This is a genomic window from Streptomyces boluensis (assembly GCF_009908195.1).
GTDB lineage: Bacteria > Actinomycetota > Actinomycetes > Streptomycetales > Streptomycetaceae > Streptomyces > Streptomyces boluensis.
The window spans coordinates 1-11,049 of the sequence record NZ_JAAAHS010000262.1; the positions used below are offsets into that span (position 1 = coordinate 1).

Below are 11,049 nucleotides of genomic sequence, written 5' to 3' on the forward strand. Positions count from 1 at the left end.
GCCCCCGCCCCGAGCCCCAGCACCGCCGACACCGCGTCCGCGACCAGCCGCTCGGGGACGGTCGTGGGGTCGAGCCGGTGTTGCAGGGCGCAGCCGAGCAGTACGCCGAGGACGAGGGTGCCGGTCTCGTCCGGCGGGCGGGGCAAGGTGGTCCCGGTGACCGTGGCGAAGTCGGCGAGCCCCTGCCCCAACTCCCGCCGCACCTCCGCGTACCGGCGGGCGAGGGCCGAGCCGACCTGGGCGTCGCGCGCCCCGTGCAGCCACAGCTCCAGTTCGAGGAGCAGCCAGGCCTCGCCCCGGTCGGCGGCGGGCCGGGTGAGGCTGCGCCACATCGCGGCGGCGTGCGCGTCCAGGTCGGGGTCACCGGCGAGGTCGGCGGCGAGGTGGTCGGCGGTGCGTTCCTTCCACACGTCGAGGAGCGCGAGCAACAGCCCTTCCTTGCCGCCGAAGTGGCTGTACAGCGCCCCGGTGGTACGGCCCGCCGCGTCGGCGACGGCCTCGGCCGACACCGCGTGGAACCCCTTGCGTGCGAAGAGGTCGGCAGCGGCGTCGATCAGCCGGGCACGGGTCGCGGACTTGCGCTGCTCCTGGGTACGACGGGCCATGGGCCCTCTCCCTCCCGGGCGAAGTTATATCGGCTCGGCGATATAAGGAGAGGAACCCACAGAACTGACGGCCCGTCAATAAGTGACGCACAAACGGGAGTTGAGGCACAGCTCAAGGGCGTACCGCCAGGGCGGTCCGCCAGGCCCTAGGGGGCGTCTCCCCGATCTTTGCGGGCCCGCGACGCCTGGCACGGCACCTCGACGCACGCCCGAACCACCCAAGTACGTCCAGTACGAGGGCGATCCGGGCGCACGCCGATGCACCGCACCAGACGCCGCGGCCTGATCCACAAAGATCGGAGAGACACCCCCTAGGCCTGCCCGGTCTCGAACCGGGCGACCTTGCCGCCCTCGACGGTGAACACCCAGCTGGTACGCATCTCGCCCCAGGTGTCGTTGCGGTAGCGGGCGACGAGGGTCAGCCCGTCGTCGGACTGCGACTCGACGTCCATGTGGCCGCCGGAGGAGAAGATCTCGCGCTCGGTCCATTCGGCCAGATCACGCTCGTTGCCGTCGTCCGACATCGTGGCGCCGGGCGCGAGCGCGGCCTCGAAGGCCTCCTTGTCCTGGGTGTTGAGTGCGGCGACGAAGGCGCGTACGGCGGGGGCGGCGAGCAGCTCGACGGGCAGATCGTCGTTCATGGGCAAGTCCTTCGCTGGGTTACGGGGGCAGCCCGAGACGTACACCACCCGGCGGCGCGGACCACGGACCTTGGTCCGGTCGTGGCGCGTCACCACGACCGGGGGTGGAACCCCGCGCGCGACCGGGGGCGGGGCCGTGTCCGGATCCCGGGGTGGGACCCTGTGCGGATGGCGCGTAATCACGAGCTCAAGTTCCGGGTCGTCACGACCTTCCAGCGGCGGGTCCTCAATCCGCTGACCCGGCGGCTGCCGACCCAGACCCTCCTGGAGACCACGGGCCGCAGCTCCGGCCTGCCCCGCCGCACGCCGCTCGACGGCCGCCGCGTCGGTGACACGTTCTGGCTGGTCTCGGAGCACGGCGACAGGTCCCAGTACGTACGCAACATCCGGTCCGAGCCGAGGGTGCGCGTCCGGATCAGGGGCACCTGGCACCCGGGCACCGCCCACATCCTCCCCGCGGACGACCCGCACACCCGCCTCAGGTCACTCCCCACCCTGAACAGCGCGGCGGTACGGGCCTTCGGCACGGATCTGCTGACGGTAAGGGTGGACCTCGACGGTGAGTGAACGTGACCGGACCGCGCCCAGCGCACCCCAGCCCCCGCCCCGTCTGGGTGTCGCCGTCGTGACCATGGGCAACCGCCCGCGCGAGGTCGACGCGCTGCTCGCCTCGGTCGCCGCCCAGGACGTACCGCCCGCCCGCGTCGTGATCGTCGGCAACGGTTCGCCGCTGCCCGAATTCCCGGGCCTGCCCGGCAAGTTGACGGTGATCGAGCTGGACGAGAACCTCGGCTGTCCCGGCGGCCGCAACGTCGCGCTGCGCAGGCTGCGGGAGTTCGGCGACGTTGACGTGGTGATCGAGCTGGACGACGACGGGCTGCTCGTCGACGAGGACGTGTTCCGCGGGGTGCGCGACCTGTTCGCGAGCGACCCGCGGCTCGGCATCGTCGGCTTCCGCATCGCCGACGAACACGGCGAGACGCAGCGCCGCCACGTACCGCGGCTGCGCTCGAAGGACCCGATGCGGCGCGGCCTCGTCACCGCGTTCCTCGGCGGCGGCCACGCCTTCTCGACCCGGATGCTCGCGGAGACCGGCGACTGGCCCGCGGACTTCTTCTTCACGCACGAGGAGACCGACCTCGCCTGGCGGGCCCTGGACGCGGACTGGAAGATCCTCTACGAGCCGACACTGCTGCTCCAGCACCCGAAGACCTCACCGGCCCGGCACGCCGTCTACTTCCGGATGACGGCCCGCAACCGCGTCTGGCTGGCCCGCCGCCGGCTGCCGCTGCCGCTGATCCCCGTCTACCTCGCCATCTGGACCGCGCTCACCCTGGCGCGTACCCGGTCGCTCGGCGGCCTTCGGGCGTGGGCGGCCGGCTTCCTGGAGGGCCTGCGGACACCGTGCGGGGAACGCCGCCCGATGCGGTGGCGCACGGTGGCCCGCATGACCCGCCTGGGCCGCCCGCCGCTGATCTGACCGCGCGAGGCGGCACGACGGCAACTCTGGCCCGCCCCTAGCCCACCGCGTCCAGCGCCGCCCCCAGCACCGCGAACGTACGGTCCGTCAGGTCGGACGGGTCGGCGGTGCCGTCGCTGTCGCTCCAGCGGTGGAGGACCGTATCGAAGGCGGTGAGAGCCATTCCGGCGGCCAGGCGCGGGTACAGCTCGGTGTCGGGGTCGAGGTCGAGTCGCGTGCCCAGTTCCGCCGCAAGCTCGTCGCGCCACTGGGCCTGCCGTTCCAGGAAGCGGGCCCGCAGGGCCGGGGTGCGAAGGATCAACTGGACCACGCTCAGGGCCCTGGCGGCGTGGTCGGAGCGGTCGGCGCAGACCGCCATCGAGACCCAGACCGCGTGCCGCAGCGCCACCGAGGGGGGCTCGCCCTCGGGCCGTCCGGCGAGCTCCGCGCGCATTCCGGTCCCCATGTCGGCGAGGAACTGGACGACCACGTCCTCCTTCGACGCGAAGTACCGGAAGAACGTGCGCTTGGAGACTCCGGCGGTCGCCGCGATCTCGTCGATGGTGACGCCGTCGAATCCCTTCTGGGCGAGCAACTGCAGGGCCGCTTCGCTCAGTTCGTCCGCGACGAGCTGACGCTTGCGCTGGGCCAGGGTGACTTCCGGTCGGGCACTCACCCCGCGATCGTACCGCCGCGCCATCGGTGTCACCAGGTGACGTCACGGCACTCGGTAGCGCCTTGACACTGAGTGCCAGTAGCGGCACCGTATGCCTCATGACGCAGCGAGAGCAGAAGCGGCAACAGCAGCGGGGCGCCCGTCCGATTCCCGACCAGACGGGGCGGACCGCCGTCGTCACCGGGGCCAACAGCGGGCTCGGGCTCGCGACCGGCCGCGCCCTCGCCCGCCGGGGAGCGCACGTGATCCTCGCCGTGCGCGACGAGGACAAGGGGCGCCGGGCGGCCGAGGAGATCGCCGACGGACTCCCGGGCGCCGGCCTCGAGGTACGCCGGCTCGACCTGGCCGACCTCGACTCGGTCCGCGCCTTCGCCGAGGGCCTGCGGGCCGACCGGCCGCACCTCGACCTCCTGGTCAACAACGCCGGGGTGATGGCCCCGCCGCGCACCCTGAGCCCACAGGGCCACGAGTTGCAGTTCGCCGCCAACCACCTGGGCCACTTCGCCCTCACCGGGCTGCTGCTCGACCTGCTGGCGGAGGGGGTCGACTCCCGTGTGGTGACGGTGAGTTCGGCCAACCACCGGCAGGGGCAGCTCCTCCACGACGACCTGACCGGGGAGCGCGCGTACTCCCCGATGAAGTTCTACAACCAGTCGAAGTTCGCCAACGCCGTATTCGGACTCGAACTCCACCGGCGCCTGACCGCGGCCGGCAGTCCGGTGCGCAGCGTGCTCGCGCACCCCGGCTACGCGTCCACCAACCTTCAGACCAGCGGCCCCTCCGGCCTGGTGAAACTGGTCTTCGGCCGCCTCCTCACCCCGCTCGCGCAGACCTCCGAACAGGGCGCCGCCTCGCAGCTGTACGCGGCCACCGCCGAGGACGTGACCGGCGGCGAGTTCATCGGCCCCGGCGGCCCGGCCGAACTGCGCGGCCTCCCGACCCGGGTGCGCCCCTCCCCTGCAGCGGCCGACCCCGCGACCGGCCGCCGACTGTGGGAACTCTCGGAGCGGCTGACCTCCGTACGCTTCCCGCTCCCGGCGGCGGCGTGAGCGGAGGACGCGGGCGCCGTTAAAGGATCGCGGCGGGAGCGCGCTCTGCCTGTTACACCCCTTATGGGCGACTTCAATGCGAGATGCGTAGCTTCGTAGATGTCGCCGGCGGGGATCGGAACCGGGCGGCGCACCTCACGGAACCGCGACCCGAAAGGGCCCTCTCTCTCATGCGTACGACCCACCGCGCCCTGCGCACCAGCGTCATCGCCGCCACCACCGCGGCCGCCATCGGCCTCGGCGGAATCACCGCCTCCAGCACCTTCGCCGGAACCGGCGCACCCACCGCCACGGCATCCGCCGTCCAGCACGGCAGCAAGCACGGCGACAAGCGCGGCTACGTGAAGACGGTCAAGCTCGCCGCGAAGGGGCACTCCGCCAAGGTGTACAAGCTCGGCAAGAACTCGTACCGGGCGGACATCGTGTACGCCGGGAAGAAGGTCGCCGCGTTGCACGCCCGCGGCAAGACGGCGACCGGCAACCTCAACGGCCTGCACGTCAAGCTGACCAGGAGCGGGCAGGTCACCTCGTGGGTCGACCGCGCGAAGCCCGCCCCCAAGCCGAAGCCGAAGCCCAAACCCTCCGCCTCGCGCACCTTCTTCGCGCCCCCGCCGCACGCCCGCCCGCAGCGCTCCGAGGACCGTGGCAACTCCCCCGTCACCCGCACCCTGTTGCTCGTCGCGCCCGCGGTGATCGCCGCCGCGTTCGGGGCCGCGAACGCGAGCGGTAGCGCTACGGGCCGCGGCGGTGGTGGTGGCGGCGGTCGCGGCTAATCACCCTCTCAAGAACCGCGCCCTCTCAAGAACAGCGCCCCCTCAGAACAACCGCGCCCTCTCAACAACTCACCACCGAAGGAAACCCGTTGAGTAACTGGCTCGCGCTCGCCCTCGCCATGGCCGCCGCCTGTGCCGCCGTCATCGCCACCGCGTTCCTGCGCGACCGGCGCGCCGCGGACGACGTGGATCCCGACGACACCCCCGACGTCATCGAGTACATGACGATGATGATCGGGGTGGTGTACGCCATCGTGCTCGGCCTGGCCATCGCCGGAGTCTGGGAAGGGCGCGCCGCGGCGGAGGACACCACCCGCGCCGAGGCCTTCGCCCTGCACGAACTCCGGGAACGTGCCGCCGACTTCCCCGCCGCCACCGCCGACCGGCTCCGCTCGGACATCGACGCGTACGTCCAGTACAGCGTGGACAAGGAGTGGCCCGCGTTCGCCGGGAGCGGCGACCTCACCGCCCGCGGCGACCGGCTGCTCGCCGACGTACGCCGCACGGTGCTCGACCACCAGCCGCGCACCGAGAACGAGAGCCGCGCCTCCTACGCCCTCGCCGACCAGATCACGGCCGCCGTCGAGGCCCGCAACACCCGTGCCCTGGACTCCGGTTCGACGCTCGGCGGGGTGGTGTGGTTCGGGCTGATCGCGGGCGGGCTCGTCAGTGTCGGCATGCTCTTCGCGCTCCAGCTGCGGCGCTCCGCCCGCGAACTCGTCCTCGCCGGCCTCTTCACCGCCCTGATCGCGTTCCTGCTGTTCCTGGTCTGGCAGTTCGACGATCCGGCGGCACGCGACTCGGAGGGCCTGATCGAACCGTTCACCGCATTGTTCCCGGAGGCGACCGGCGGCTAGCGCGTACGAGTACGGCGGGCCGTTCCCTTCCGGGTGCGGCCCACCGCTACGGGACAGTCCGCGACGCTCTCAGTCCGCGACGCGAGCACCGATGGCACGGGCACGGCTGCGGGCCTCCGGGCTGAGACTCTTGCGGCGGGGCGAGGTGCGGTGGTCGTACGCGGTGGGCTGGGCGAGACACGCCAGGCCACGCGGCCCCGGCTTGGCCACCACACAGGCGAAGCGCGGGTCCCCGGCGTACCAGAGTTCGTCGTCGTAGTCCCGCAGGGCCGCCCCGCCCCAGGAGCGGAACAGCCCGGCGGCAACCTTCAACGACACCGTTTTCTCTGGGTGGTCGGGGTCGGGCAGTCGGAACGCCGCGTCTCCGGCATCCGTGATCAGCACGGCACCGGACTCCTGACGCCAGGGATAGACCCTCAGGATGCGCCGCATCCTGAGGCCACGCCACAGCCTGCCGAAAGACAGGACGGCCAGAACGCCGAGCGCGCAGAGCACCACGACCATGGGCACGGCGGCTCCGGCGGGAAGCACGGCGACCGTGACGTACACCGCGCCCCACCACAGCGCCACCCAGCCGACAGCCCTGGCCAGACGCAACCCCGCCCAACGCCAGAGGGCCCGGCTCGTACCGGCGACATCCCACGCGGACGGGCCTTCGAAGGCGTGCTTGCTCAGGTTCTTCGTCATGTGTGGTCCCCGGTCAGCCGAAGTCGGCGATGATCCCGTCTTTGATGCCCTGGGCGGGCGCGTCAGTCCGATCGGCCTGCACGGCCCGCTCGATCTCCGGCAACGGGTCCTGGAACGACACGGTGTGCGCGATCCCCACCATCATGTCGCGATAGTGCTTGCGGGACCCCACTGCCGTACTGCTCAGGGTGACGACCCCCAACTGCGCACCCGAGGGCGCCGGGATGTACACGTTGCATTGATAGAGCTCCTGGCTCGGCAGACCGTCCGCCAGATCGGGCATGGTGACGAGCGTGTCGGAGATCGATGCCGGGCGACCACCCGGGAGCGTCAACAGCTCTACGTTCTCCGGGGTTTCACGCAGTGAAGCGGCCCGCACTGCCGTGATCCGGGCCGGGGCCCAGTCGATGTCGCGGAGCGCCACCGTGACCACGGACATGGCGGAGGATCCGTCGTCCGCGTAATGCATACCGAGCGAGCAGCCGATGACGCCTTCGTTCCTCATCTGCGCGGTCATGTATCGCACATCCCTGAGAGCGCCCGCGTACCGGTCGCGCTCCGCCTCGGGAGCCGCATCGAGGATCAGGTCGAGTGCCCGCTCCAAGTCCTCCTCCTGTGCCGTGCCCGGCTCAGGGTCGAGGGCGTCGAGGGGAACGTCGAGGAATCCGGCAGGCAGCGCGTACCAGATCTTGGAGCTTGTGTCCCTCGCCGAGTCGCCGATCAAGAGGCGCAAGGGGGGCAAGGGGCGTTCAGTGACTTCGTGGCTCATCCCGACCTCATCCCAACGCTCTCGCCGTGAGCCCCACGATGCCGAGGGCTCCGGGGCCGTCGAACAGGCCACCGCGGACGGCGTCAACGCCGGTGGCGCTGTTGCCTCCGGCGTCGCGATGCAACGCATCGACATTGTCTGCGGCCAGTCCGTAGCCGGAGGTGACGGCTCCCGCGACCGGCGAGATGTAGTCCATCCCCGCCCTGACCGCCTGGCTGCCGCCCGCAGCCCGAGCCACCCAGTCTCCGACAGGGTTGTAGGAACCGGCCGTCGCGATCCGGCCTGCGGCCGTGGCCGTGTCATCGGCGAACCTGCCGAGGAACTGTCCCGCGCTCACGGCCTCACTCGCGGCACGGGTCGACTGGATGGCCCCGTTCATGCCACGCGTCACCGCCCCGACGCCCGGCACCGCGCCCAGCGCGTCACCGGCGAGCCCTACGGAGTTCTCCCAGAAGTCGGCGTCGAACTCGCCCTTCGTGAAGCCGTCGGCGAGTGACGCCCGCACTTGGGGATCGGCGAGCCTGCTGCCCATGGTGGCGAGACTCAGCGCACCCGCCGCCAGCAGGAAGGCGACCCCGAACGGGCCCGTGCACAGCAACGCGAGAAGCCCCGCCACGGCGGCCAGCACGCTGAGGATGTCGGTGAGATTGTCACCGATCCAGCTCAGCGCCTTGCTCAGCCAGCCCGGCTCCTCCGGCGCCAGATCCTTCGTCGAGTCCTTCAGCTTCGTCGCGAGATCGCGCGCCTCCGCCTCGTGGGTGCTCTCCAATTCCCGCGCCTTGCGCATCACTTCGTCCAGGGCTGCCTGAGCCTTGTTGACCGCGGCGACTGCTTCGTTGAGACGGGAATTGGCCGCATTGAGGCGGGCCTGAGCGGCGTCCAGCTCGGGCCCCTCGGCGAATTTCTGATCCTTGAGCTTCAGGTCGGGATTCTGCTTGGCCGATTCATGCTGGGAGTTGGCCGTTCTCAAGTCGCCACTGTGGTCGGCCGCTTCGGCATCGTATTTGTGTGCCAGTTCCTTACGGCTGGTCAATCCGCCGTGCCAGGTGCCGAGATGGCCTGCGGCCAGAGTCAGCGACTTGTGGGCGTCCTTCATGTATTTCGGCAAGTCACCGTCGAGGGCCTCGCGGAAGCCCACGGCAGCATCGCCCTCCCAGAAGCTGGACTCGCCCAGAAGCTTGTCGATCTTCTGATACGCGGTCTGCAGCGCGCTCGCCGATCTGGTGAGCTGGGTGCGGAGCTTGTCGACTTCACCGGCCTCGCCCGTTACGGGGTTCCACCCGAGGTGCACATAGGGGTTCTGTGCCACACGATCACTTCCCTGCGGCCGCGGCCCGCTTGAAGCTCTCCTCCAGGGAGTTCTCCACTTCGCGGTAGTTGTCCGTGTTCTTCTGGAGGCCCTCGGTGAGCTTCCCGATGCGCTCCTTGATCTGCTCGTTGCCGTACTTCCAGCGCTCCTGGAACGCGTCGCACGCCTCGTCCAGCTCCGGCGTCCCGATCTGATCGGCACGTACGTGCTGCAGGGCCGTCCGCACCTCCTCGAGGGAGTCGTGCGCCCCCTTGAGATCCCTGGTGAAAGTGGCGAGCTGATCAATGTCGGTTTTGAAGTGGTCCCCCACGCGGGCCTCCTGTCCGCATATCGAATGGACCGATGATGCCATGCCGCGAAATGGAGATCACATCGGGATCAATCCATTCCCGATCGCATGAATCTTGGGACTGCGGTTGCCACACAAAGGTTCTGGACACAAGGGTTCTGGATGCATGCGACCGAACCTCACCGACACACGCACCAGAATTCGCAGACCGGACACGCAATCGACATGTCGAAATCTCGAGCGAACTCGACTTCTCCGCAAGCAAATTGAGGGAGGGACCGAATGCCCCACACCCGGTCCCTCCCTCGATCAAGCTCCGCGCAAGCCCCGCTCGGGGGGGGGTGCGCAAGGCGCGTCGCTAGACGATCGCCTTCTCCTTACCCCCCTCAGACTCCCCCGCCTGCCCCGGCAGCTCCACCTCCGCGGGCGCGTGGTCGTCGACCAGGGTGCGCTCGTCGAACGGGATCTGGCCGGCCAGGACCTGGGAGGCGCGCTCCTTGTCGATCTCCTTGGTCCACGTGCCGACGAGCACCGTGGCGACCGCGTTGCCCGCGAAGTTGGTGAGGGCGCGGGCCTCGCTCATGAAGCGGTCGATGCCGACGATCAGGCCGACGCCGTCGACGAGTTCGGGGCGGTGCGACTGGAGGCCGCCCGCGAGGGTGGCGAGACCGGCGCCGGTGACGCCCGCCGCGCCCTTCGACGCGATGATCATGAAGACCAGGAGCGAGATCTGCTCGCCGAGGGACAGCGGGTTGCCCATCGCCTCGGCGACGAACAGCGAGGCCATCGTCAGGTAGATCGCGGTGCCGTCGAGGTTGAAGGAGTAGCCGGTGGGCACCGTGATGCCGGTGACCGGCTTGCTGACGCCGAGGTGCTCCATCTTGGCGATGAGGCGCGGCAGCGCGGACTCCGAGGACGAGGTGGAGACGATCAGCAGGAACTCGCGGCCCAGGTACTTCAGGAGCGTGAAGATGTTGATGCCCGTGAAGATCTTCAGGATCGTGCCGAGTACGACGAAGACGAACAGGGCGCAGGTGACGTAGAAGCCGATCATGATGATGGCAAGCGACTTCAGGGCGTCGATGCCGGTCTCGCCGACCACCGCGGCCATCGCGCCGAACGCACCCACGGGCGCGGCCCACATGATCATGGCGAGGATGCGGAAGACCAGGCGCTGCACGTGCCCGATGCCGCGCAGGATCGGCTCGCCCGTGGAGCCCATGCCCTGCAGCGCGAAGCCGCTGAGCAGCGCGACGAGCAGGGTCGGCAGGACCGTCTCGCCGGTGAAGGCGGACACGAAGGTCGTCGGGATGATGCCGAGCAGGAAGTCCGCGGTGGACTCCGACCCCCCTTCGGCCTGCGCCTCGCCCGCACCGCGTACGGCCTCGGTGAGCTGGAGGCCGTGGCCGGGCTCCAGGATGTTGCCGACGACCAGGCCGATGGCGAGGGCGACGGTCGACATCACCATGAAGTACCCGAGCGCGAGCCCGCCGACGGCGCCGACCTTGGCGGCCTTCCGTACGGATCCGACGCCGAGCACGATGGTGCAGAAGATGATCGGCGAGATCATCATCTTGATCAGGTTCACGAAGCCGGTCCCCAGCGGCTTCAGCTCGACCGCGACGCCCGGAGCGGCGAATCCGACGGCGATGCCCAGCAGCACCGCCCCGATGACGGCGATGTAGAGATAGTGGGTTCTGTCCCGCTTGGCGGCCACGGTGCCTCCTCGCACTTACGGCTCTGTGTTTGACGACCCTGCCGACCCCGGGGAGATCCAGCTCGCTCCGGGAAACGCGGCTCACGTCCGGACAGCGGTCACCAGGAATATCCAACAGGGAGGTGATCGGGGTCACCCTTGCGTTCATTTAGTTCGTATTTACGCGACCAGTAACCGGCACCGTCCCGTCACCAGTAGCCCCGCGCCCCGGCCTGACC

Annotated in this window: 13 protein-coding genes; 5 read left to right on the forward strand and 8 right to left on the reverse strand. The window is 70.0% G+C overall.

Annotated elements, in window-relative coordinates; translation table 11 throughout:
* Together GUY60_RS26470 and GUY60_RS26475 are read right to left on the reverse strand one after the other, a co-directional pair.
* Nucleotides 1–605: TetR/AcrR family transcriptional regulator (locus GUY60_RS26470; RefSeq protein ID WP_161702169.1), on the reverse strand; the 605-nt coding region annotated here is incomplete at its 3' end.
* 311 nt (nucleotides 606–916) lie between these two features.
* A complete protein-coding gene (locus GUY60_RS26475) occupies nucleotides 917–1,246 on the reverse strand; it encodes a nuclear transport factor 2 family protein (RefSeq protein ID WP_161702171.1) in 330 nt (109 codons plus the stop codon).
* 168 nt (nucleotides 1,247–1,414) lie between these two features.
* Between GUY60_RS26475 and GUY60_RS26480 the strand changes: the two genes are divergently transcribed.
* Together GUY60_RS26480 and GUY60_RS26485 are read left to right on the forward strand one after the other, a co-directional pair.
* A complete protein-coding gene (locus GUY60_RS26480; protein WP_161702173.1) occupies nucleotides 1,415–1,813 on the forward strand; it encodes a nitroreductase/quinone reductase family protein in 399 nt (132 codons plus the stop codon).
* A gap of 64 nt (nucleotides 1,814–1,877) precedes the next feature.
* Nucleotides 1,878–2,726 (forward strand): glycosyltransferase, encoded by an 849-nt coding sequence (locus GUY60_RS26485; RefSeq protein ID WP_161702193.1) that lies wholly within the window; start codon nucleotides 1,878–1,880, stop codon nucleotides 2,724–2,726.
* 37 nt (nucleotides 2,727–2,763) lie between these two features.
* Here the strand turns inward: GUY60_RS26485 and GUY60_RS26490 are convergent, their stop codons facing one another.
* Complete coding sequence (locus tag GUY60_RS26490; RefSeq protein ID WP_161702175.1) at nucleotides 2,764–3,405, reverse strand: TetR family transcriptional regulator; 642 nt, start codon at nucleotides 3,403–3,405, stop codon at nucleotides 2,764–2,766.
* A 74-nt stretch (nucleotides 3,406–3,479) separates the two neighbouring features.
* Here GUY60_RS26490 and GUY60_RS26495 point away from each other — a divergent pair, with 74 nt between their 5' ends.
* The 3 genes from GUY60_RS26495 to GUY60_RS26505 all read left to right on the forward strand — a co-directional run bounded on the left by GUY60_RS26495 (nucleotide 3,480) and on the right by GUY60_RS26505 (nucleotide 6,060).
* A complete protein-coding gene (locus tag GUY60_RS26495; protein ID WP_161702177.1) occupies nucleotides 3,480–4,430 on the forward strand; it encodes an oxidoreductase in 951 nt (316 codons plus the stop codon).
* 170 nt (nucleotides 4,431–4,600) lie between these two features.
* Nucleotides 4,601–5,203: a hypothetical protein gene (locus GUY60_RS26500; RefSeq protein ID WP_161702179.1), complete on the forward strand. Its 603-nt coding sequence runs from the start codon at nucleotides 4,601–4,603 to the stop codon at nucleotides 5,201–5,203.
* Between the two features lie 89 nt (nucleotides 5,204–5,292).
* Entirely contained in the window at nucleotides 5,293–6,060 is a 768-nt protein-coding gene (locus GUY60_RS26505) for a bestrophin-like domain (protein WP_161702181.1), read from the forward strand.
* 69 nt (nucleotides 6,061–6,129) lie between these two features.
* Here GUY60_RS26505 and GUY60_RS26510 read toward each other — a convergent pair whose 3' ends face one another.
* The 5 genes from GUY60_RS26510 to GUY60_RS26530 all read right to left on the reverse strand — a co-directional run bounded on the left by GUY60_RS26510 (nucleotide 6,130) and on the right by GUY60_RS26530 (nucleotide 10,831).
* On the reverse strand, nucleotides 6,130–6,747 hold the full coding sequence (locus GUY60_RS26510) for a hypothetical protein (protein ID WP_161702183.1): 618 nt from the start codon (nucleotides 6,745–6,747) through the stop codon (nucleotides 6,130–6,132).
* 13 nt (nucleotides 6,748–6,760) lie between these two features.
* Complete coding sequence (locus tag GUY60_RS26515) at nucleotides 6,761–7,480, reverse strand: hypothetical protein (RefSeq protein WP_161702185.1); 720 nt, start codon at nucleotides 7,478–7,480, stop codon at nucleotides 6,761–6,763.
* Nucleotides 7,481–7,523: 43 nt separating this feature from the next.
* Nucleotides 7,524–8,825, reverse strand: a complete 1,302-nt coding sequence (locus GUY60_RS26520; RefSeq protein ID WP_161702187.1) for a hypothetical protein — start codon at nucleotides 8,823–8,825, stop codon at nucleotides 7,524–7,526.
* Between the two features lie 4 nt (nucleotides 8,826–8,829).
* Complete coding sequence (locus GUY60_RS26525; RefSeq protein WP_161702189.1) at nucleotides 8,830–9,135, reverse strand: DUF6317 family protein; 306 nt, start codon at nucleotides 9,133–9,135, stop codon at nucleotides 8,830–8,832.
* A 337-nt stretch (nucleotides 9,136–9,472) separates the two neighbouring features.
* Nucleotides 9,473–10,831, reverse strand: a complete 1,359-nt coding sequence (locus GUY60_RS26530; RefSeq protein WP_161702191.1) for a cation:dicarboxylate symporter family transporter — start codon at nucleotides 10,829–10,831, stop codon at nucleotides 9,473–9,475.
* Nucleotides 10,832–11,049: the final 218 nt, after the last annotated feature.